The organism is Nitrospira marina (genome assembly GCF_059568365.1).
The window spans coordinates 2,724,995-2,748,119 of sequence record NZ_JCANTH010000001.1 but is presented as its reverse complement, the minus strand read 5'-3'; the positions used below and the strand labels follow the sequence as shown (position 1 = coordinate 2,748,119).

Here is a 23,125-nt window from a genome sequence, read left to right as displayed (position 1 = left end):
GTACTGCTCCGAAGAATGTGCAAATGTGATTACTGCACCGGTAGGAAAATGCCGGTGTGGTCATGATGGTTGTGAGGGTTATTTGAAATATCGAGAAGCCTCGTCTTAAGCATCATCCAGGTATGCTATGTGTATGAGCTGGTAGGTAAGAGTCCGGTTTTGTTGACGCAAGAAAGTCTTTAGTACGGTGTGTGTGTCTGGCGACCCATAATTATCGGCGTAATGCTTCCCTCAATAGCAAGGGATTCCTCACGCTTCATACGAGCCGACGGCGATCCTGAAAGACGATAAAAAGAATACAGAAAATCACCAACACCTCATTCCTAGCCCATGGGCATTCCATTGGACCTCAGAACTACCCCCCAGCCACTTTCCCTCCTTCAAAATAGTTTGCCTGTAATCCTCTAGCCCAAGACCAATCATCCCAATAATTTTTAAGAACATTCGGATCAGAGATTAGCCCATAACAAGTTCAAGGACCCGTAAGGCAAACTTTTAACAAGCCACCATGCTATTCGGGAGGAGCGAATGTGGCAGAAGACTGGGAATGCCTTGAATTGCCTGCCAGAGGATTTGATGGGAGACTGCGTTCGACCTGTGGGGAACAGGGCATTTGAACCAGTGAAAAGCGGCCCCCCGATTGAGTTGGAGCATGGTTATCTTCTATTCGGGTATACCACCAACGGCCTTCTGCTTGTTTGCCGGTCGATGACAAGCGAAGATCAAACTCACCTTCGCGATCGTTTTTGGTTTGATACCATTTACCTTGCCACCGGCCATTATCGAGTTTTGTCGTCAACAGACGCCCCCCTTGCCATTCATACCCGCCCTGGCCCTCCCGATTGAGGGTTAAGCAGTAAGCACCGTTTTCATCACGGTATTCCCATGTCCCGGCAAGATCCGATTTCCTCATTGATGGTGACCGATCTTGACCCGGTGCCTCCACCTGAGGTTCCGGGGGGTTGGTTCGACAACCAAAGAACACAAATTGAAGTACAAAAAAGATTCCTATCATTTTCCATTTGCGTAAATGGACTGTTTGTAGACTCTTAAGCATGATGCGACCTTCTCTAATCTATACTAGGATTGGAAAATACTACCGTTACTCAAACATTTCTGCCGGATAGCCGAGCATTTTTTCTGTAGCATCTTTTCCCTCGTTTCCAATTTCGGCTCCATAAGCAGATTCACTCCCGTTCTTCCGCTCGATCCGATCACCGTGCCACATCAGTAAGAGGACAGCAGATACCAAGCCCGATTCCTGTCGAAAGGGAAAAGGCAGCAGGTTTTTTAGCCACTATGTACCAATTACACCAAAAAGGTGATCCATTTGCACCTGGCAAATACCCTGGGGGAGGAAAATTCATGTGCCGCGCCATCCTCTCCAGGTCATGTATGGGATCGATGTAGTAAGGAGAAACAGATCTAACCGAACTTGACTCGATATAAACGGGCCTCCAAGGTCAGGATCGGCAATGGGGACCATGAACAGCTTGAATTCGATGAATTGGCGCCCAATGGATTCCGTCTACTTATTCCTATAAATATGGGAGACCTTTCCCTATGATTGTTGGAAAAGTCTTGTTCTTTTCATGCTCATTGATGTTCAGAATGTACAATGAAATGCATGTGTGATCTGCATATCCTACGTTAGCAGAATGGAAGGGCGGGACCTGGACCCATCCAAAGGGAGACCCAAGTGTAATTCCATGAATTCTCCAGGGTTCCTTGCAGTGTTCGGGTGAATAGAAAACTATTACATTTCCGATAAAATATTTTTCATCCGCGATGAATTACATGATTCTAGTGGTCAATGGAATGAATCGGATAGAAAGTCCGGTGGGATCGCATGAATCATTATTTTACCACCACATTCATACCAGCAAGGAGTGACCGTTATGAGGAAGATGGCTTGCGAAGTTATTTCTGAAGGGCGAAAAGAAGGGCTACGCCAAATGTTGCTAGAAAAGAAAAATGAGGTTCAAAAACAAATTGATGACCTGATCCTCCAGCGTCGTGAAGAACAGGAACGGTGGCGAGGGGAACCGGGCATGGATGATCAGGATAGGGCTTACCGTGATAGTTCAGCCGATCAACTCCTATCTTTACTGGAAATCCGTCACCGGATGAGGGTAACCCTTGATGAAGCGCTGACCCGCCTTCGGGAAGGGACCTATGGGTTTTGCAACGAATGTGGAGAGCCGGTCAGTAATGCGCGCCTTAAGGCTTTACCTTTTGCGAAAACCTGTTTTGACTGTCAAAATGTAATCGAAGGACTTGAAAAAGTCGCGCGAGGTTAAGTCACCCCTTATCGTAAGGGATTGTGGGGATGAGTGGTAGCTGGATGAATCGGCAGCAATGTTCAGGGGCATCCCTCAACGAACCTGCTTAGAGCTTATTTGGGAAGTTTTTTGAATTTAGCGTTTCCGTCTCTGTATGGCCAACCCAAAGGAGGGCCGGGGACGAGGCACCCGCTCCGCTTGGGGAGGCGGAGCCAACAGTTCCTTCTGGTTTTTTAAGATTACCGGATCAATCACATTGCCGCACTGTATGCAGTGTTTGGTGGTGATCCACAATTCTCCTCCGGGGTTGGCTACATCCAAACAGTATCCCTTAATCAATAGACCTCCACATCGATCACAAGACGATTGATTCATCGTGTGAGCAATTTCATTCTCAATGGTAAGTGCTGGGCGAGTGGATTTTTTCGTCGTCTGTGGCATGACATACCTCTTCTCTCTTTAAGCACATGGGCGGGAGTTGAACTCCCAATAAGAAGATGAGATGTCACCCTAAAGTGGAATCCCTCTCATGACAACTGCATAGATCCCTTGATTTTTGGTAATAATGCCGCCCCTGGAAATCCGTCCGGTGGGGGACATCCAGGTTTCCTTAGCGGAGAAAACACTAGCTTGTATTGAGGGAACCTTGGGCGTGCCGTTCCGGATTGGGAAATCTCATTTCATACTTTAGGTTTGAGGTCGAACGATCATTTCCCCTCACTTTTGTACTCCTGTCTCCTGGGAGATCATGCCCTTTCAGGCGTGTCTTCACGATTCTCTGTGACTAAAATTTTTCCGGAGGGCGCTTTTCTAGACTTCTTCCTGAAGATCCGACTGGATTTGTCCGTTCACAGAAAAATCGCTTCATGATAAATAGGAGGAAGAGCAGGTGATTACAGTATGAACCGTCCGTTGGTTCAAGAGGGGCATGGTGTGTATCTCAATCTTTTTTGACGCACAAAAATTTATTAACATTTACCGAGGAAACTTCATGAAACAATACGACAGAGATGCCACGCCAGTAAAAATGGTCAGTGTGTTCATCACGGGCATAGTCATTGGAACCGTGGCGACATTTTTGGTATGCCCGCAATCCGGGCGGGAATCACGTGGGCAAATTCGTGATTATGTCCGTCGAAAAGGAGAAGATTTGAACGGTCTGCAGGAAAGAACCGTGGAGACATATCAGGACATCGTGTCCGGGACTCGCAAGGGATGGGAAGACATCCAGGAGACGATTCAAGAGGCCGTACATGCTGGAATGAATGAATTTCGTAAGGAGTTGAAAGATATAAGAAGCAAGGTATAGAGGATGTGTAAAAGTAGTATCGCGTGTATAAGAAATTTCGGAGAACGGTTCTGTTTTGATATTGGATTATGAACGTGATATTCCCCGTGGTCTGCCACGGGGATATTTTGATATTGGGTGTATGTGATTAGAAACTGTGTTTTGTGTTGCGGTTATACGTCCTTTTCACAAACCAATCAATCGGGAAAGCCATTCGGTGGGATTGTTGCAGCATGCACCAGTCATAGTACGGCTTTCTGTCCGCTGCAAGTCAGCTCCACCCAGGTTGAAAACCAACCAACATTTTATCTTGAAGTCCCGCTATTCTCCGTATGCCTAAAAATGGGGGCGGTTTTCCTCTCCGGGTACAAAAAAACCACCTACGCACCAAGCAGGAAAGCAGAAGTTCCAAAGCCGGTGTTGCGTGTTTAGCGCATTGGTGGACCTTCCAATTTGAGTGCTGTCGATTCCGATCATCTCAAGTTTCACCCGGCCTTCAAGGAGATTCACCCTTTCATGGGATTATAATTCATCCTTTGCAACAGGAACTAATAAATCGCGAACCGAAAGCATCCCGAACACCTGGGACTCATTGCCTACCACTAAATGTCTCGTGTGAGCCGCCTGCATGATCCCGGCAGCCTCAAAGATCGACTCCGATTCTTCAATGGAGACAAGGGGACTGCTCATAATATCTCCGACCTGGATATACTCTGCAGGGAAGTGAAAGGCCACGACCTTTCTCACGATATCGCTTTCAGTCACAATGCCCACGAACTCTTCCCCGCGTTTCACCAACAGGCTTCCAATTTTGCGGATTCGCATCAGGTTGGCGGCCACGGATACCGCCTGGGTGAACTCTACGCAGGCCAGTTCTCTCGTCATTAACTGTTCGACTCGTACCATGTTTTTCTCCTTTGTTCATATGAAGGGTCATGATGGAATGTACTGCTTTGGTATTTCATCTGTGTCGCAAGTATGTGACGCATGTGTAACATTTCGTCTGCTCCCCTCCTTTTGCGATGGAAGTCTAGGGTAGAATGCCTCGGAAAGGCAGGGCGAATGCATATGTTTGATGGGAGGCATATCGGTATGAAACGATCGGCAAGGTTGATGGGACTGATGGTGGTGGGGATTATCTTTTGGGGAGGGTGTCAGACGCCCCAGTTTCAAACGTTGAAAATTTTAGATAGTCCCAATCGTGTGGTGGCGCTACAGGCTATGCGGGATGCCTATGGTGGAAAAGGCTATGATCATCCAGTGTCTTTCACGACCGAGGAAATGATTCAAATTTTGCAGGGCATCCGGGCGGAAACAACAGGTCTATACCGTGCTTCGTCCTCCGGGAGTTCCTCGACACATCCCGTTTTCAGTCCATCAGAAATTCAATTTTTTGCTCCCTTGATTGTCAAAGGTTTGAGTCAAGCCACTCCGGAAGAGATGGTCACTTTCTTTGAAACTGCTGAAATTGAAACGGATGATCTTGAAAAGAATTTTGCCATCACCACCTCGGGTGGATTCTATGTAGCCGGGGGAAATTTTCACGTTGTGGTGAGTAATTTATCCGTGAAAACCCCCCTCTGGCAGGATACGCAGAGGTCGAGTTATGACGTAGACGCGGTTCGCACCAATTCTCTTGAGCAATTAAAACCTCAGCCCGGACTGCTGGTCTTTGAGCCGCGGGAGTTTTTGGTGGACTCCCCCGATGGAGAAATCGGGAGCTTTTTAAAAGGCAAGCCCTGGCAAGTCGCTATTCGGTATCGGGAGTTTTTGAGCCATTCCATCGCTCCCCAGTCACAGACGAACTCACGGAAATCCGATTAAGGTGTTTCCTCACACACGACTGCGGTATAGATGAGGGAAGGTTTTGGTCTAATTCCGAGGCGAAGAAAGGTGCTTGGGAAGGATGCCCGTCCCCTTTAGGAAGCCTGTTTACTGATTTTTTGACGAGGGCCTTGCAAAGGAAATCTGTGACCATCAAATATTCTTCCTCCGCCATTTCGGTCACACGACCGCCGGCACGTTCCAACCCCTTTTCGATAAATAATAGTTGAGTCCCGTCTGCAAGGTTCCTGGTTTCCTTGCTCATTGTGCGGAGCAGGTGCTGAAACAGATTGGCGTAGACGATCTAATTCCGCGTCCTCCGCCCAAGCGACATTGGCTAATGTGGCAATGTAGTGAATGTAGGACTCCCTAACCTGGGACAACATGCATTGGATGCGTTTGCCCCTCCATTGAGATTGTTCGGCCAATTGGACAAAGATGTGGTGTAACAAATGTCTGCCGCTGGGGCATACATGACGAGTTCATTTTATATTTCAGGGATACTCGCAGTCTGGTTGTAGGAGATCGCGCGCGTCTTCCATTTCATCGATAGAGACAAGGGAAGAACAGGCCTCTCTAGGATGAGAACCGGGAGAGGCCTGTTTGTGGGAGGAGGGGAAGAGTGCCTTTGCGTCCCGGTGAATTTAGAACGAGACGTCCCATTGCAGGCGGACCCGCTGCTCATGTTGGTTCTGACCTGCCGGCTGGGCCAGCGTAAGCCAGGACCCATCGAGGGTGATCTTGTTTCGATGTCCGGCAAAAAACCAATTGATGGCGGTGGTGTATTCCTGCCGCCGGTCATCGGGAGCGGAGATGTTGGGGTCGACGAATGCATAGCGGAAGGCCACTTCCAATGGTTTGGGCACCGCCGGAATGAGATAGTGGGGGAAATACCCGACCTGCGAGTAACTCCCCATCATGTTGGTCCTATAGCCCGGCGCACCTTCCGGATAGCTGTCATCCTTGACCTCTTTCCAATGGTATTCATGTTGAATGGAAAGCCCCCGCCATTTAAAGGCAAATTCCTCCACCATGCCTTGCACACGGTATTGTCCGGCTGTCGCAGCAGAATCGGACGTATAGGGCACACCGGCCGAATTGTCTTCGGGCAACGTGCCGCATCCGCTCGAGGACCATCGGGTACATTTGCCGATCGTGGTGTAGACCCCGAAGGCCACGCTTCCCGTGGGTTGCTCATGAAATTCCACGTCACTTTGTGACCATTTCAGATCCCGGCCTAAAAAGTTCCATTGGTACCGTCCGAAATACATCATGTTAGCGTCGTCGTTGGCTTCTCCCCGGCCGGATCCGGTAAAGACGCCGGCATAATACCGGGAGTCAAAGGCTGTCCCAGGCGCTACATGGCCATACAGCATGGCTCCGACCTGCCGGTCGATGGTAAAGATCTCATTGACGATTGATCGTTCCACGAACTGCTGAGTGCCGGAGGAGTCTCTCCGTTCCCGGTTATAGTCGACTTTCCATTGTCCGAGTTGGAGTGAGAGGAATTTGAACTTTTCTAAGCTAATCCGCCAGTCGATTAATCTGGTCGATCCAGGTGACCCACCGGCATTGGAAGTGGATTGCAAGTCCAACTCGAAATAGTACTTGATCCAGGGCTGATAGCCATGCCCGCCGATTTTCATTCGAACCCGGCGAAGTTCCAGAGTACTCTGAGGACCCTCATTAAAATCTGCGGCAGTTATCGGATCTCCGTTTGTGGGATATGTAAAGCGACCCTGGAACCGCCATTGAATTTGAGTGGCAAATTTGCCATCCTTCGTTTTAAATTCAAACCCCTTATTGCCCCAACCGACTTCAACGGGAAATTGATCGTCAAACGCTTTTTGTTGCTCCACAGCTTTTTTCTCTTCTGCAGCCTCAATCTTGATCCAATCTTCTTTCGTGATCACCTCTTTTTCACGCAACACATCAATCAGGGCGTCACTTGCCTGGACATTCGGCTGAAGGGAAAAGCTTAAGCACGCCATCGTCGTGAATAACCAGAAAACTCTCATGCAAACGACCTCCCCTTAAAAAGTAAGCTCCTATGGTTTGAAATCGAGTGGGAAACTTCATGCATCCTGGAAGGGAGCGTACCCCGAGTTTGTTACGAAGGCGTTAAGTTGAGGTCAAGGAGAGGTAAAAAGGTGGGTATCAGTTTGCCGGTCTACTGAGTGATTGGAATTTTGATGAGTTCGTTGGAGAAGGACGGGATGTAGCAGAGAAAATAAGAAGACAGAGAAAGTGTGAAAGCAAGAAAATGGAAGGAGGAGAGATGAACGAAAAATTTAAAACGAGACGTCCCATTGCAGGCGGACCCGCTGCTCATGTTGGTTCTGACCTGCCGGCTGGGCCAGCGTAAGCCAGGACCCATCGAGGGTGATCTTGTTTCGATGCCCGGCAAAAAACCAATTGATGGCGGTGGTGTACTCCTGCCGCCGGTCATCGGGAGCGGAGATGTTGGGGTCGACGAATGCATAGCGGAAGGCCACTTCCAACGGTTTGGGCACCGCCGGAATGAGATAGTGGGGGAAATACCCGACCTGCGAATAACTCCCCATCATGTTGGTCCTATAGCCCGGCGCACCTTCCGGATAGCTGTCATCCTTGACCTCTTTCCAATGGTATTCATGTTGAATGGAAAGCCCCCGCCATTTAAAGGCAAATTCCTCCACCATGCCTTGCACACGGTATTGTCCGGCTGTCGCGGCAGAATCGGACGTATAGGGCACACCGGCCGAATTGTCTTCGGGCAACGTGCCGCATCCGCTCGAGGACCATCGGGTACATTTGCCGATTGTGGTGTAGGCCCCGAAGGCCACGCTTCCTGTGGGGAGCTCATGAAATTCCACGTCACTTTGTGACCATTTCAGATCCCGGCCTAAAAAGTTCCATTGGTACCGTCCGAAATACATCATGTTGGCGTCGTCGTTGGCTTCTCCCCGGCCGGATCCGGTAAAGACGCCGGCATAATACCGGGAGTCAAAGGCTGTCCCAGGCGCTACATGGCCATACAGCATGGCTCCGACCTGCCGGTCGATGGTAAAGATCTCATTGACGATTGATCGTTCCACGAACTGCTGGTTGCCGGAGGAGTCTCTCCGTTCCCGGTTATAGTCGACTTTCCATTGCCCCACTTGCAGGGAAAGAAACGAAAATTTTTCGAGCGAGATCCGCCAATCGAGCAATTGGGGACTGACACCGGAACTGCCGGATTCCGAAGTGGACTGCCAATTCATTTCGAAATAATATCTAATCCAGGGTTGAAAGCCATGCCCGCCGATTTTCATTCGAACCCGTCGAAGTTCAAACGTACTCTGTGGGTCATCATTAAAGTCTGCAGCAGAGATAGGATCTGAATCCGTGGGGTAGGACCAACGTCCTTGGAACCGCCATTGAATTTGGGTGGCAAATTTCCCATCCTTGGTTGCAAATTCAAATCCTCTTCTTCCCCATCCCACGGTCACGGGAAACTCTTGGTCCATACGGGTATTGAGTTCTTGCTCTCTTTTTTCCTGCTCGGCCTGAATACGGACCCAATCTTCTTTGGTAATGATGCCTTTTTCCAGTAACACATTCTCCAGACTGTCTTCATAGAGAGGGTCCACGGCCCAGGCTTGAGTTTGGGCTAAAAGCCCGTAACATACCAATGCCATAAACAGGTGTTTCATTCCTATGTTCTCCAATGAGTCGTGACGGAAGGAGACCGAAGTTGAAGTGAGAAATTACAATATTAACAGGTGGGGCACAAGAGATTTATCCTCTTGCACCGGAAATATAGGCTGCGGTGAGTTCATGGGCAGGAGTCTCAAATATGGCTTGGGCGGTGTCATATTCAATGAGTGTGCCAACCCCGTCACATGACCAGAAAAACGCGATGTGGTCGGCAATGCGTCGAGCCTGGGCCAAGTTGTGAGTGACAATAATGACGGTAACCTGACCTCGCAAGGCGACGATCAGATCTTCAACGATTCCGCTGGACAAGGGATCCAACGCACTGCAGGGCTCATCAAGCAGAATGACATCTGGCGTCAACACCAGTGCTCTTGCCAGGCAGAGTCTCTGTTGTTGTCCTCCTGACAAGGCTTGGGCGGGATGGTCGAGCCGGTCTTTGACTTCCTCCCAGAGACCAACTTGCTGGAGGACTTTTTCCATGGCGGAGGCCAAGAGTGTGCGGTCATACGTTCCGTGTTCACGGAGGGGGAGTTCCAGATTTTTGCGGATCGAAAAAGGGAAAACGGTGGGTTTTTGAAAAATCATTCCCACGGTACGACGCAATTGAAGGACATCGGTTGTCGGGGCGAGGACATCCAGGTCCTGCATGTGCAGGTTCCCCGAAACCCGGCATCCTGGTATCAAATCCGTTAAGCGATTGAGGCTCGTGAGAAAACTGGTTTTTCCGCAACCCGAAGGCCCCACTAACGCCGTAATGCATCCCCGATGAATTTCAAGAGTGACATTCCTAAGAACCTGATGACCCTGATAGGCGATAGAAAGATTTTTCGCGCGAATGTGGGGGACAGGGTCACAGCAGGGTTCCGTGGATGGGTAGGGAAGCCACGCTCTCAATCCCGACCGTTCGTCGGGATCAGGGATTATGCGGGAAGTTGATTGACTGACATCCATCGTGTGGCCATCCGGGAAGAAGAAAAATTAATGATGAACAAGAGACTTACCAAAATGAGAGCGGTGGCATAGGCATGGGGGTTGCCTCCGGCCACATTCATGGCCAGATCGTAAATGTGCACAGCAAGAGATCGTCCTGAGTCCATCAACGATTCCGGCATCCGGTCCACGTATCCACTGGTAAAAATCAAGGCTGCGGTTTCTGCAATGGCTCGTCCGAGTCCGAGGATGATTCCCACGAGAAGGCCGGGCATGGCCGCAGGGAGGAGGATTGTTCGAATAGTGGTCGGCTTGGAAAGGCCAAGGGCCGCTGCGGATAATCGTTGTTCATTGGAAATGGCGCGAAAACTTTCTTCCACCGTGCGAATTAAAATAGGTAACACCATGCAGGCCAATGTCAGCCCCCCGGACAGAATGGAAAATCCCAATCCGAGGATTTGGCAGAACAGGACATTGCCAAACAGTCCGAAGACAATGGACGGCACGCCTGCCAGGACATCCAGTGAGCCTCGGATCAGTCGTCCCAGGACATGATCATGACGGGTGTATTCGGCAAGAAACAGTGCGGTTCCCAATCCCATAGGTAGGGCCACTCCCATACATACTCCGAGAATCAACAACGTGGATATGAGGATGGGGCCGATTCCGCCTTCCCGCCCCGCATTCTGTGGAGGAGAGAACACGAAGCTGAATGACAAATGGTTCAATCCGTTCCAGAGTAAATCACCTATCAAGCAGAAAAATGGTACGGCGACCAGGGTGGCCGCCATCCAAATAATCGCGGTCGTGCCATATTCTTGTAGGTATCTACTTTGCCGGGACATAGAAATTCCGATGTCGCAATCCCTCTGCCACGCTGACAACCAGGACGACGAGTCCCATGAGGAAGAGACCACTGACAAACAATGCGGCCCGGTGATCGGCCAACGCATAGGACATTTCCAGGGCAATGTTTGCTGTCAGGGTTCTGATCGGATCGAACAGATGGGACGGGGTTTGAACGACGTTTCCACAAACCATCAGAACGGCCATGGTTTCTCCTAGCGCTCGCGCCAATCCCAACAGGATACCGGTGAAGAGTCCAACTTTTGTTGTGGGAAGAACCACATGCCAAATCAAGGACCCTCGACTGAATCCCAAGGCTAAGGCACTATGAATATAGGCGATGGGAACGTGGGCAATGCTCGCGTGGGCCACTAACATGATGGTGGGTATGATCATGAGCGTCAGGATGAGGATGCCGGCCAGCAGACTCGTTCCTGGAGGATGCCAGCGGTTGATGATCGGGACCAGAACCACGAGACCCCAGAAGCCAAAAACGACTGAAGGAATTCCTGCCAGGAGTTCGACCATGCGCCGGTACCATCGGCTTAGTAGAGGGGGGGAATAAAAGTGACAAAAGATGGCTGACAAAATGCCAAGAGGGGCTGAGAGGAGGACCGCCCCGGCGGTCGTCAAGAGGGTTCCCCAGATCATAGCCGTTAGCCGATATGATCGATCAATAGGGTACCAACCGGGGTCATGAAAAAAACGCCCAAAACCAATATCCTGCAGGGCCGGCCAGGATTCATGAAGGAGAAATGATACGACCAGTAACAAGAGTCCACCAGCCATCAACGCGAGGAGGCGCACACTCCACGAGAGCAGGAAATCACCCTTGGAGCGGGACGAAATATTGTTTGAGGATGAGATCATTGGCCTGAGAGGACCGCGCGAAATCAATAAAGGTTTTAATGAGTCCTGTCGGAAGCGACTTTGTTACAAGTGTCAGGGGACGCGAGAGGGGAAACGTGCCTTCCCGGACCGTTTCAATCGTGGCCGGAATGTGTTGAAGGGGTAATAATCGGATCGGTATGCCGTGGGTGGCATCATACTGTGCCGTTCCAATGGAGACATATCCAATCGCATGGGGGTTGCCGGCCACGGTCTTAATGCCTTGTTCATTGTCTCCGATGACCACATGAGCGTGAATGTCGCGATTGGAGATTTGGAAATGGTCCAGAAATAATTCCAAGGTGGAACGCCCTTCTGCTTTGTTCACGACGGTGATGGGTGCATCAGGCCCGCCAACCTGGTTCCAACGGGTGATTCCCCCGGTATAAATAGCCTTGATTTGATCATCGGTTAATTCCTGAACAGGATTTGATTGATGCAGGATGATGGTGATGCCATCATGGGCAATGACGGATCCATGCAGCTGGTGTTCTTGAGATTTAAGAGCACGAGATGCCATTCCAATGTCCGCGACTCCATTGATGACGTCAGCAATGCCGCGAGAAGAACCTCCCGTTTGGATATCGACCCTGATACCCGGATGACGTGTCTCAAATTGTTTGCCGATTTCCGCGATCAGGGGAGCCATGGTACTGGATCCGGTGATGACAAGCTTGTGTTCTTCAGCCTGGACAAGCGTGTCATCTGACAAATCTATCGTGCAGAGGGCGATGGCTTCTATGGTTGCAAGAAGGAGGATGGCAATAGAAATATTTTTCACCATAGGTTTTTTCAAACAATCCAGGAACGATCTTAATCAAAAGAGATTTTGCAGCATCCAAGGTTGATGGCTTTACCGCTCGTAGAATCGGCGACATTGTCCGGGAGTGTGTAGACCATGGTTTTTCCCTCCCGTGTGGCTTCAACCAGGCCGTTATCCCGCAACACGCTTAAATGATGGGATAATAAACTTTGTTCTACTTCCAATTGTTCCATCAATTCCCCGACATTCTTTTGTCCGGACATAAGAGCTTCAAGAACCGCCAATCGTGTTGGATCTGAAACCACCTTTAATTTGCTTGCACAGGAAGGAGAAGTGTTTTTGATTTTCATATTACGGGAAAATAGTGAATGGAAAGTCTAAATAGATGAATATATATTCATATGAACAGTATTTAATATGAACGGTCGTTATGAGTCAAGATCAATTGGCTCGGGAGCTCTGGCAGGGGTGTTTCCCGTCCGAATGTATTCTGAAGGACCTGAGTGGACCGGGTCGTTCACTTCTCTCGTTATGAACAAGATGGGTTCCAGCAAAAATTTAACTCATTTGTAACATGCGTGACATTTGGCTGACATACCCGAGCGGTAAATTTTGACCTAAAGGGATGATATGGGAAGGACGAGACGGATGGCGCTCTTCCTGATGTCAAAGATATTTGGGTGGCCCCATGGCCTATTGGACCGGTCAATAATTCAACAAGGAGCAAATATGAAGTTGGAAAAAAGTCAATTCCTTAAGGGTGTGATGTTGTTTGGGTTGATCTTTATAGTGCTGAGTCCTCCTGCCATGGGAGCAGACGACTTGTTTCCCAAGGTGGACCAACAGGTTCCCCGATATTCTCCACAAAGCCGTGTGTCGGGAAAGGTCGAAATCGACGGGTCCAATACCATGAAAACGATTTTGGAAGCATGGAAAGATAGGCTGGAGAAAATTCATCCTGATTTGGAAATCAGTCTGAAGACGGACGGATCCAACACGGGCGTTGAATCGTTACTGAGCGGGAAGACCAAGATCGCGGCCATGTCGCGTTCGATGACGAATCAAGAAATCGAGAAATTCACCAAACAATTAGGTTACGCCCCCTCGGCGATTCCCGTTGCGGTCGATGCGTTTGCCATCTTTGTTCATAAGGATAACCCGCTTGACCGCATTACATTACAACAATTGGATGCGTTATTTTCCTCGGACAGGCACCGAGGGGCTCCGGAGTCCATCGACACGTGGGGACAGTTGGGTCTTTCCGGGATATGGGAAAGATCTTCTATTGTTTCTCACATTCGGGATGCGAAATCAGGGACCGGACAGTTTTTCAGGGAATTCGTCATGTTGGATGGGAAAGACAAAGAGATGAGTATTGTTCAACCTGGTGCCGCCTCGGTTGTTCATGCCGTCATGAATGATCCTTATGCCGTCGGCTATAGTGGTATCGGCTATCGCACCAATTCCGTTAAACCCTTACATGTGGCTGCCGGTGAAGGCGATGCATTTGTCGAACCGACATTCCAATCCGCAACGAATGGATCCTATCCACTTCATCGACGGTTATACCTCTATGTGAATGAACCCCCAGATATGGTACATGCTCCTTTCCTCTCCGAAATCATTAAATTCGCGTTGAGCCTGGAAGGCCAACAGGTGGTTGCTAAATCGGGATTTTTTCCGCTTCCTACTAAAGACCTCGTAGCGTTGTCCGCTGTCTGGTCCAGACCGATGGCTTCGGTCTCTAACACGAAGGGACCGAAGGATGGTAAATAGTCCCGGGAGTCAATTTCTGACAAGAAGCCGGGTGGCAGGCCGTATACCATTCATGACGATCTCGTTGAATAGAATGAAAAGGTCTTTCCTCAATACGGGTACGTGCCGGTGACATCCTTTTTGTCGACAGGGAATGGAAGAGCGAACCCTGACAGCAAATGAGGCAGGGATTCACAAATAAAAAAATTCTTATTGGTGCAGAATCGGGATTACACCAGTGAAGGATGTGGAGTGGGGCTGACGTCCACGGATACGGCGAGCGTATGTTGTCCGCCCCCAACCATGAAGCCATTGATCGGACTGACATCTCCATAGTCTCTTCCCCAGGCCAAGGTGATGTGTTCATCGCCGGGAATGATATTGTTGGTAGGATCAAAGTCGACCCAGCCAAGACCGGGACTCCAGGCAGCGACCCAGGCATGTGAGGCATCGGCCCCCACCAGTTTTTCTTGTCCTTCAGGTGGATGCGTCAGAAGGTATCCACTAATATAGCGTGCAGGCAAACCCAGGCTGCGGAGTGCGGCAATTTCCAAATGGGCAAAGTCCTGGCAAACGCCCTTCCGTGAGGTGAGGACATCATGAACCGGAGTGGACACCTCGGTCACACCTCCTTCGTACGTGAACTCCTCAAAAATTCGACTGGTTAATTCCATCACACCGGCCAGAAGCGGACGCCCGGATGGAAAACATTCACGAACAAAATCATACGTGGCATCGTCAATGGTGATGTATGGGGAATCATACATAAATTGTTGGGCTTCCAGATTCGGCGAATCCACGGGATTTTGGAGTTGGTGGACGACCTGTTCCCAAGGCGGACTTTGATCCAACGGAATCGGCTCCGGCTTGAGGACCTCCACGGCGGTTTTGGCGTCGACGATCAGTTGAGGATGGGGGGTTTGAATGGTCAGGTGAGTAATGGGATTGCCAAAATAATCCTCGCCTTCCGAACGGACCGATGGCGTGGGCTCCAATGTCACGGTCGATCGGAGGCAATGTTGTCGGGGATGGGATCGGGGAGTCAGACGTAAGACATGATGAGAAATGGCAACCGGCTGGGTGTAGGCGAAGGTGGTCCGGTGTGTAACCTGATAGATCATGGAATGCCCTCAAGCCATTGAGGCCCTGAAATCCGTTGGGCCAACGAATGACTGAAAAAGGTATGAGCCACCACATCGGAGAGTTGATGCACATGTTGGTCCAGTTGTTTAAGCAGTCGTTCAAGGTTGACTCGCACGCCGGTTTTCGTCGTGAATTGGGCAAGTTCCATCATGTCGGCCAATCGAATATCCGTGCACCCGCGTGTGGTGATCCGCTGTGCCGGATTGAGGGGGGCAGAGGCTTCCTCCCGAGGCAATGCGTTGATGTGTGCCTCGATCGTCAATAACTGGAAAATAATTGAACGGGGGTTGGTATCGTCGGCCAAAAGCAAATCCAAGACTGCAGCGAGTTTGGCTTCAGCCTTGTATCGGGTTCGGTAGGTAATGGAGGCGTCGGCTAATTCCAGAAGCAGATTGAGGGCGCCGGTCGTCTCCGGCGTTCCCCGTGATGCTAAATGATGCATGAGTTTGGATAAGTGTCTCACGCGTTCCAGGCGTCGTCCCATTTCCAGAAAACGCCAGGCATAGCTGCGGGTCATATTTTCCATGACCATGCCGTTAAGTGCTGCCAGATGTTGAATCATCCGGCTCAATAGTCGAATCGCATCATCGATGCTTTGTCCTTTTGTCTGTGCCCATTCCTTTGGCACGCTGGTGAATTCCATGAGAATATTCCAGGTGTCGAGGGACAACCGGTGACGAACCAGTTCTGCGGTGCGTCGCACATTCTGAAGAATGGTTGCCAAGCCGTCCGGCGAATCCGGGTCAAATAAAATCGTTCGAAGTTCTGCCTCCACTGCGCTGGCTCCGCCTTCCACGGCCCGTTTGGCGCGACGGGGCGATAAATGTTTTTGCATCACGAGTAGTGAAACCAAGCGATGCAGGGTCTCAGGATCATCTCCGATTCCCGCCTCACCACTCATGCGTGATACCAGGCTTCGTAATAAACGGATCGCGCCTTCGGCGCGTTCGGTGTAACGCCCCAGCCAGAAGAGATTGTCAGCGGTCCGGCTGGGTAGATCCCGTCCTCCCCGGCGAAGCTGAAGCGTATGATGGGGCAACGTCACGGCTGCCGGAATATCAAGAGGCCCGTTCGATTTCACCCAGGTGTCTTTACTGAAATCACCGGGTTCGTGCCAGTGCCCACGAGGATCCGATCGAACCGACACGCGAGCGAGTCCACCCGGCATGACGGTATAGCCGTCCTTGGTGGCTGTCAGATAGATGCGGACAGTCATTGGAACCGGTTTGAGCTCATCCTGGGATGTCCAAAAGGGAGTCGTGGAGGGCGAAACGATTTCCCGTCCCACGTATTCATGCCCACGCCGGGCAATGGCTTGAGCCAGGGCTCCACGGTCTTCTTCGTTCAAGTCAGGTCCGAAGGAGGAGAGACGGTCGTGCGTGAGGCCACGCTTGGGTGTCAAAACACGACGAATTAATAATCGGTTCATATTTTCGAGCACGTAGGCGCGCTCGTTGGCCTGTCCACACCACCAGGTGGCGACACTGGGAATTTTCAGTCCTTCACCAAAAAAGAATTTGGATAATGTCGGCAGAAAGCTTAAGAGGACTTCGCTTTCGATTAATCCGCTTCCGAGCGCATTGGCTAAAGTGACGTGTCCGGCTCGAATGGCTTGGAGTAACCCTGGGATACCCGTTGTGGATTCGGTCATCAATTCGAGAGGGTCGCACAAGTCCGAATAAATCCGGCGTAAGACCAGATCAACGGGCTTAAGACCATCGACCGTTTTCAGGAACAGCCGTTCATCGCGTACGGTCATGTCCGACCCTTCCACGATCGGGTAGCCTAAATACCGAGCCAGATAGGCATGCTCAAAATAGGCCATATTTTCCGGGCCCGGCGAGAGCACCACCGCCAAGGGATCTTCACGTTGGGAAAACTGGAGAAAACTCTCGCTGAAGGTCTGGAAAAAAGAGGAGAGTCGTTGGACCTGAGTGCGGGCAAACAGGTTGGGTAAAGACCGTGAGACAATAATGCGATTTTCGAGAGCGAATCCGGCACCGGAGGGTGCTTCAGTGCGATCACGCAAGACCCACCATTTTCCATCTGGCGCTCTCGCCACATCGAACGCCAGAAAATGTAAATAGGTGCCTCCCGCCACCGGGACACCATGGCAGGGCTGCAAAAACTGGGGATTCCCGAACACGACAGCAGGGGGTAAGGTTCCGTTTCTCAGCAATTGTTGCGGGCCATACAAATCGCTCAAAATATGGTTGAGGAGACGGGCTCGTTGAATCAGGCCTGCTTCAAGATGTTGCCATTCCTCCTGGCTGATTAACAGTGGGAATAAGTCAAGCTGCCAGGGTCTGTCCCGTTGTCGTTCACTCTGACTGGCAAGATAGGTCATGCCGTCATCTTTCAACATTCGTGTGGCGGTTTCGTGAGCCAGACGGCGTTGGGTCCCATCCAGGCTCTCGAATTGTTTCAACAGACTTTGCCAATGCGGACGAACAGAGCCGTCAGAAGCCACGAGTTCATCAAAGGTATCCTGTTGAGGCGGGTACATCGTGGTGGGTTGGATAAGGGAGTCCGCTGGTTCGGGAGAATGGAAGGACGCCATGGAATTAATCAGGGTATTTCTCGTTGAAGGATGGTCAAAATTACCTTACCGTTTCCTGGATACACTGTCCACTGTATGTGATTATACAGGCCATCGGAGGTCCAGCGTGCACGGAAATTCCGGGCGGGAGGTATCTGGTGGTTCGGCATAGAGTCCCGTGGTATGACCGAAGGAATGAAACCTGGCCAACCGGCGGCTTTCGGCTTCATAGGCGTTGACGGGGAAATGTTCAAAATTACGTCCGCCCGGGTGGGCCACATGATAGGTACATCCGGCAACCGCCCGCCCGGCCCATTGATCGTAAATGTCAAAAGTCAGCGGGGCGTCAATTCCGATCTTCGGATGTAAACAGTTGGGAGGCTGCCAGGCTCGATATCGCACGCCGCCCACCGCCTCTCCTTGTCGTCCGGTTGGTATCATGGGCACGCGTTTGCCATTGCAGGCAATAATGTAACGGTTTTCCGTTAAGCCGGACAGTTTGATTTGTAGGCGTTCGACCGAGGAATCCACATAACGTACGGTGCCGCCAGTTGCCCCTTGCTCTCCCATGACGTGCCAGGGTTCCAGAGCCTGTCGAACTTCCATCACCAGACTGCCATAGGTGATTGAACCGAAGTGAGGAAAGCGGAACTCCAGGTGGGGTGCGAACCAGTCGTCTTGCAGTTCGTACCCGGCGCGATTCATTTCCTGGATCACTTCTTGGAGATCCTGAGCCAGAAAGTGAGGGAGCATAAAACGATCATGAAGTTGGGTCCCCCATCGTACGAGGTTTCCCTGGTCCGGAGTTTTCCAGAAACGCGCAACGAGGGCCAGGAGCAGAACCTGTTGAGCCAGACTCATGCGTTCGTGGGGCGGCATTTCGAAGGCCCGGAATTCTACCAGTCCGAGTCGACCGGTCGGGCCATCCGGGGAATAGAGTTTGTCGATACAAATCTCCGTGCGATGCGTATTCCCCGTGACATCAATGAGCAAATTTCGAAAGATCCGATCGACCAACCATGGCGGTGGTGGCGCCCCGACGTTGGGAGCGGGGACTTGGGCAAATCCCAGTTCCAGTTCGTACAAGGAATCATGACGGGCTTCATCGATGCGGGGAGCCTGACTGGTCGGGCCGATGAAAAGACCGGAAAAGACATAGGAGAGGGAAGGATGCCGTTGCCAGTAAGCGATCATGCTGCGCAGGAGATCGGGCCGACGCAGAAAAGGACTGTCAGCAGGAGTGTTGCCTCCCATGACCACATGATTGCCTCCCCCGGTTCCCGTGTGTCGTCCATCCAACATGAACTTTTCCGTGCCTAATCGGCAGAGCCTCGCTTCTTCATAGATGGCCGTGGTAATTGCGACCATGTCCGCCCAATTTTTCGCGGGGTGGATATTCACCTCGAGCACACCAGGATCAGGAGTAATTTTTAAAACGTTGATGCGAGGGTCATAGGGGGGCGTGTAGCCTTCCAAGTGAATTGGCTGGTTTAATTCCGCAGCGGTGTCCTTAATGACGGCGACCAGATCAAGATAATCTTCAGCCGATTCCAGGGGCGGCATGAACACGCAGAGGTGCCCGTTACGAGGTTCCACTGTGAGGGATGCGCGAACCACACCTCCTGCGCCGATCCCGCTCTGCTGTCCCATGATCACTTGAGCTGGTTCATGTTGCCCCTCTTCTCCCCGTAGTTTTTGAAGCCGGTGTTCCGTAAGGGAGGATTCCTGAATCGGATCGGGTAAGGGTCCTCGGATGTTGAATGGGTCCGTCGGAATGATATAGGGATAGTCTTTGGGATCAATAACCGGTAACGACGGGAGGGGCAATCGAAAGCCGATCGGCGAGTCACCCGGGACCAAAAACAACTGCTGACTGCGTGTGGTCCATGCCGCGGTGACCCAGCGACGTGGTCCGTCCTTGGCATTCCAGCGTTGCAATGGCAGGACATAGCCTGCCGGTTTGCCCAGACCGCGTTCATACACCTTTGCGAGCCGGGCGCGAGCCATGGGGTCGTCGAGATTATTGGTGGCCGGTTCGAGATTTTCCGGCAGCTTTCGTTCCTGACCGATGAAATGCCAGGGATCTTCATAGACGGGCTGAATGGTTTTGGTGCCCACCTCTACCCGATTGGCAATTCCCTGAATGAAGTGGTTGGCATCATCGGCGGAAAGGTTTGAGGAATGATTTTCCTCGGCAAAGAACTGCTCTTCCTGCCAGATCGGTTTTCCATCCTGCCGCCAATAGAGGCTAAAGGCCCAGCGTGGTAACGGTTCGCCGGGATACCACTTTCCTTGACCGAAGTGCAGAAGTCCTCCAGGGGCGAAACGCTCCCGTAAGCGTTTGATGAGATTCGCCGCCAATGGTCGCTTCGTATCACCGACAGCCTCGGTGTTCCATTCAGGAGCATCGGGATGATCGATGGAGATAAAGGTGGGTTCTCCGCCGATGGTGAGCCGGACATCGTTGGCTGCCAATTCCTGATCCAGTCGTTGTCCAAATTGATCGATCGCCTGCCATTGTTCCTCTGTGTATGGCTTGGTTACCCGCGGCGTTTCAACAATACGGGTGACCGACATTTCATGAGCAAACGTTGTTTCACAAATCTCCATCGCTCCACTAATCGGCGCAGCGGTCAGAGGATGAGGTGTGCAGGCCAGCGGGATGTGTCCTTCTCCAGCCAACAGGCCGGACGTGGCGTCCAATCCCACCCACCCGGCCCCCGGCAGATAGGCCTCCACCCAGGCGTGAAGGTCTGTAAAATCCCGATCGGTACCGGACGGGCCATCCAAGGATTTCACGTCGGCAACAAGTTGAATTAAATAGCCGGAGACGAATCGACTGGCAATGCCCAGGTGGCGGAGGATCTGCACGAGGAGCCAGCCGGTGTCCCGGCACGATCCACGTCCCAGTTCCAACGTTTCATCAGGGGTTTGCACGCCGGGCTCCATGCGGACGACATAGTCGATTTGAGACTTCAGTTGCTGATTGAGACTCATTAAGAAGGGTACGGTAGGATCATCGTGTGGCGCGGTGAACTGTCGCAGCCATCCTTGCAGTCGGGGGCCTGGAGGTTCTGTGGTTAAATACGGCAGCAGGTCCTCTTTGACCAGGGGATCGTAGTTGAAGGGAAGTGTCTCGGCGTCCGGTTCCAGAAAAAAGTCAAAGGGATTATAGACGACCATGTCGGCCACAAGGTCGACTTCCACATGAAATTCCTGAACCTTTTCAGGATAAATAATTCGTGCCAGATAGTTGCCGTGAGGATCCTGTTGCCAGTTCAGGAAATAACCGGTGGGCTCAATCTTGAGTGCGTAACTCAGAATGGGAGTCCGGCTATGGGGAGCCGGCCGCAACCGGATGACGTGAGGCCCCATCTGAACCCGGCGATCGTAGCAATAATGCGTTTGGTGATTAAGTGCGACGTGAAGTGCCATGAACAATCAATAGCCCATGAAATGCCTGTCTTGCTGAAAGAAGAGCGGTAATATGAAATGACCATCTTCACATGACGTATCGGATCTTAGCACTCTCCTTCGTTCTTTGCACCATTCTCTTTCACCTGAATCATTCCCAAAAAGATCCAATCACCGCGTCAGGACAAGCTTTGTATGGTCCGTGTTCTCTTGTTGAAATTGCTATTGTGTCGGTCGCCTATGCTACACTCTACACCGGAATTTTCGGTGAGATCGTCTTATGGCCCAGAGGCCCATGATAAAGGATAGGGTTGTGAAATCGTTATTTGACCGCTATCAAATGAAGCCGGGATTCGATGAAATGTTCGAGACGACCGGCGTTCCACGGCGTCATTACCGGCGTCTCGTCGAACGACTACGGAATTTCTCTTCGAAGGATCTGGAATTGAAGCGGCGTCAGGCCGATCAGGCGTTTTTGCGGCAGGGGATTACCTTTACCGTCTATGGCGATCTCCAGCAAACGGAGAAAATTTTTCCATTTGATTTGATGCCACGAATCATCCCGGATCTCGAATGGCGGATTCTTGAAGAGGGAATTCGCCAGCGGGTCATGGCCCTGAATATGTTTTTAGTGGACTTGTATGGCGAGCAACGGATCCTTAACGATCACGTGGTGCCTCGTGAGCTCATAGAAAGTTCCGAGCATTTCCAGAAAGATTTAGTGGGCTTTTGTCCTCCCAAAGAGGTGTTCATCCATGTCTCGGGAGTTGATTTGGTCCGGAACCATGAAGGCCAATACTATGTCCTGGAGGATAATCTCCGGACCCCATCAGGCGTGTCGTACGTTCTGGAAAACCGATTGGTCATGAAGCAACTGTTTCCCAACCTGTTTGCCGACATGCAAGTCCGGCCTGTCGATCAATATCCGACGCAACTCCTGGAGAATCTCAAGTGGCTGGCTCCCCTGAGTAAAGAAAATCCGACCGTCGTTCTCCTGACGCCCGGTGTGTTTAACTCCGCCTACTTTGAACATTGCTTTTTATCCTTACAAATGGGGATTCAAATGGTGGAAGGCCGGGATCTGGTGGTGGAATCGGATGATAAGGTCTATATGAAGACGACCCAGGGTCTCCAACAGGTGGATGTGATTTATCGCCGGGTGGATGATACCTTCCTCGATCCTGAAGTGTTTCGCAAGGATTCCGTGTTAGGCGTTCCCGGCCTGGTCCGGGCCTATCGAGCAGGGAATGTGGGCCTGGCCAATGGCATCGGGAACGGGATCGCCGACGATAAAGCGGTCTATACCTTTGTGCCGAAAATGATCGACTACTATTTAAGCGAGAAACCCATTCTGCAAAATGTCCCCACGTATTTGTGCGGAAATCCGGAAGATCGAAAGTATGTATTGGAACACCTGGGTTCATTGGTGGTGAAAGCCGTGGCGGAATCCGGCGGATATGGGATGTTGATGGGACCCAGCTCAACCAAGGCCGAACAGGAGGAATTTCGGAAGAAAATAGAGACGGATCCGCGAAGTTACATTGCCCAGCCGGTGGTGACTCTCTCGCATCATCCGTGTGTGGTGGATGGAGAAGAGAATATGCGATTGGTCGGGCGACATGTCGATCTTCGGCCGTTTGTGCTCTGGGGGGAAGAGATTTCCTTGTCGTTGGGAGGACTGACCCGTGTCGCTTTGAAGGAAGGCTCCCTGGTCGTGAATTCTTCGCAGGGCGGGGGAAGCAAGGATACATGGGTGCTCTATGGAGATGAATGAG

The 23,125-nt window shown here is 51.2% G+C and carries 19 protein-coding genes; 5 read left to right on the top strand and 14 right to left on the bottom strand.

Going from position 1 to position 23,125, the window contains the following annotated elements; genetic code table 11:
* Nucleotides 1-511: 511 nt before the first annotated feature.
* Both LX98_RS11520 and LX98_RS11515 read right to left on the bottom strand, forming a co-directional pair.
* Nucleotides 512-1,057 (bottom strand): hypothetical protein, encoded by a 546-nt coding sequence (locus LX98_RS11520; RefSeq protein ID WP_496429036.1) that lies wholly within the window; start codon nucleotides 1,055-1,057, stop codon nucleotides 512-514.
* Between the two features lie 45 nt (nucleotides 1,058-1,102).
* Complete coding sequence (locus LX98_RS11515; protein WP_496429035.1) at nucleotides 1,103-1,252, bottom strand: hypothetical protein; 150 nt, start codon at nucleotides 1,250-1,252, stop codon at nucleotides 1,103-1,105.
* A 646-nt stretch (nucleotides 1,253-1,898) separates the two neighbouring features.
* Here LX98_RS11515 and LX98_RS11510 point away from each other — a divergent pair.
* Nucleotides 1,899-2,300 carry a TraR/DksA C4-type zinc finger protein gene (locus LX98_RS11510; protein ID WP_496429034.1) on the top strand — a complete coding sequence of 134 codons (402 nt, stop codon included), beginning with the start codon at nucleotides 1,899-1,901 and terminating at the stop codon, nucleotides 2,298-2,300.
* 117 nt (nucleotides 2,301-2,417) lie between these two features.
* Here LX98_RS11510 and LX98_RS11505 read toward each other — a convergent pair whose 3' ends face one another.
* The gene (locus LX98_RS11505) at nucleotides 2,418-2,723 is read right to left on the bottom strand and encodes a hypothetical protein (protein ID WP_496429033.1); all 306 of its coding nucleotides are present in this window, start codon (nucleotides 2,721-2,723) and stop codon (nucleotides 2,418-2,420) included.
* Between the two features lie 550 nt (nucleotides 2,724-3,273).
* Here LX98_RS11505 and LX98_RS11500 point away from each other — a divergent pair.
* Nucleotides 3,274-3,591 carry a YtxH domain-containing protein gene (locus LX98_RS11500; RefSeq protein ID WP_496429032.1) on the top strand — a complete coding sequence of 106 codons (318 nt, stop codon included), beginning with the start codon at nucleotides 3,274-3,276 and terminating at the stop codon, nucleotides 3,589-3,591.
* Between the two features lie 501 nt (nucleotides 3,592-4,092).
* Here LX98_RS11500 and LX98_RS11495 read toward each other — a convergent pair.
* Nucleotides 4,093-4,476 carry a CBS domain-containing protein gene (locus LX98_RS11495; RefSeq protein WP_496429031.1) on the bottom strand — a complete coding sequence of 128 codons (384 nt, stop codon included), beginning with the start codon at nucleotides 4,474-4,476 and terminating at the stop codon, nucleotides 4,093-4,095.
* 186 nt (nucleotides 4,477-4,662) lie between these two features.
* Here LX98_RS11495 and LX98_RS11490 point away from each other — a divergent pair, with 186 nt between their 5' ends.
* On the top strand, nucleotides 4,663-5,394 hold the full coding sequence (locus tag LX98_RS11490) for a hypothetical protein (RefSeq protein WP_496429030.1): 732 nt from the start codon (nucleotides 4,663-4,665) through the stop codon (nucleotides 5,392-5,394).
* A 644-nt stretch (nucleotides 5,395-6,038) separates the two neighbouring features.
* Here the strand turns inward: LX98_RS11490 and LX98_RS11485 are convergent.
* The 7 genes from LX98_RS11485 to LX98_RS11455 all read right to left on the bottom strand — a co-directional run bounded on the left by LX98_RS11485 (nucleotide 6,039) and on the right by LX98_RS11455 (nucleotide 12,804).
* Complete coding sequence (locus tag LX98_RS11485) at nucleotides 6,039-7,412, bottom strand: porin (protein WP_496429029.1); 1,374 nt, start codon at nucleotides 7,410-7,412, stop codon at nucleotides 6,039-6,041.
* Between the two features lie 273 nt (nucleotides 7,413-7,685).
* A complete protein-coding gene (locus tag LX98_RS11480) occupies nucleotides 7,686-9,068 on the bottom strand; it encodes a porin (RefSeq protein ID WP_496429028.1) in 1,383 nt (460 codons plus the stop codon).
* Nucleotides 9,069-9,153: 85 nt separating this feature from the next.
* Entirely contained in the window at nucleotides 9,154-10,023 is an 870-nt protein-coding gene (locus LX98_RS11475) for an ATP-binding cassette domain-containing protein (protein WP_496429027.1), read from the bottom strand.
* Nucleotides 9,993-10,847 carry a phosphate ABC transporter permease PstA gene (gene pstA, locus LX98_RS11470; protein WP_496429026.1) on the bottom strand — a complete coding sequence of 285 codons (855 nt, stop codon included), beginning with the start codon at nucleotides 10,845-10,847 and terminating at the stop codon, nucleotides 9,993-9,995. The genes LX98_RS11475 and pstA overlap by 31 nt, the downstream gene beginning before the upstream one ends.
* On the bottom strand, nucleotides 10,831-11,655 hold the full coding sequence (gene pstC, locus LX98_RS11465; protein ID WP_496429025.1) for a phosphate ABC transporter permease subunit PstC: 825 nt from the start codon (nucleotides 11,653-11,655) through the stop codon (nucleotides 10,831-10,833). Before pstC ends, pstA begins: the two co-directional genes overlap by 17 nt.
* A 19-nt stretch (nucleotides 11,656-11,674) precedes the next feature.
* Nucleotides 11,675-12,520, bottom strand: coding sequence for a substrate-binding domain-containing protein (locus LX98_RS11460; protein ID WP_496429024.1), 846 nt, complete (start codon nucleotides 12,518-12,520; stop codon nucleotides 11,675-11,677).
* Nucleotides 12,521-12,549: 29 nt separating this feature from the next.
* The gene (locus LX98_RS11455; RefSeq protein ID WP_496429023.1) at nucleotides 12,550-12,804 is read right to left on the bottom strand and encodes a metalloregulator ArsR/SmtB family transcription factor; all 255 of its coding nucleotides are present in this window, start codon (nucleotides 12,802-12,804) and stop codon (nucleotides 12,550-12,552) included.
* Nucleotides 12,805-13,228: 424 nt separating this feature from the next.
* On the opposite strand from LX98_RS11455, the gene LX98_RS11450 reads away from it, so the two are divergent.
* Nucleotides 13,229-14,275, top strand: a complete 1,047-nt coding sequence (locus tag LX98_RS11450) for a phosphate ABC transporter substrate-binding protein PstS family protein (protein ID WP_496429022.1) — start codon at nucleotides 13,229-13,231, stop codon at nucleotides 14,273-14,275.
* 209 nt (nucleotides 14,276-14,484) lie between these two features.
* Here the strand turns inward: LX98_RS11450 and LX98_RS11445 are convergent, their stop codons facing one another.
* The 3 genes from LX98_RS11445 to LX98_RS11435 form a co-directional block, all read right to left on the bottom strand.
* Nucleotides 14,485-15,375, bottom strand: coding sequence for a transglutaminase N-terminal domain-containing protein (locus LX98_RS11445; protein WP_496429021.1), 891 nt, complete (start codon nucleotides 15,373-15,375; stop codon nucleotides 14,485-14,487).
* The gene (locus tag LX98_RS11440) at nucleotides 15,372-17,957 is read right to left on the bottom strand and encodes a circularly permuted type 2 ATP-grasp protein (RefSeq protein ID WP_496429020.1); all 2,586 of its coding nucleotides are present in this window, start codon (nucleotides 17,955-17,957) and stop codon (nucleotides 15,372-15,374) included. The genes LX98_RS11445 and LX98_RS11440 overlap by 4 nt, the downstream gene beginning before the upstream one ends.
* Nucleotides 17,958-18,038: 81 nt before the next feature.
* The gene (locus LX98_RS11435; RefSeq protein ID WP_496429019.1) at nucleotides 18,039-21,371 is read right to left on the bottom strand and encodes a transglutaminase family protein; all 3,333 of its coding nucleotides are present in this window, start codon (nucleotides 21,369-21,371) and stop codon (nucleotides 18,039-18,041) included.
* A gap of 292 nt (nucleotides 21,372-21,663) precedes the next feature.
* Between LX98_RS11435 and LX98_RS11430 the strand changes: the two genes are divergently transcribed.
* On the top strand, nucleotides 21,664-23,124 hold the full coding sequence (locus LX98_RS11430; protein ID WP_496429018.1) for a circularly permuted type 2 ATP-grasp protein: 1,461 nt from the start codon (nucleotides 21,664-21,666) through the stop codon (nucleotides 23,122-23,124).
* The last annotated feature ends 1 nt before the right edge of the window (nucleotide 23,125 follow it).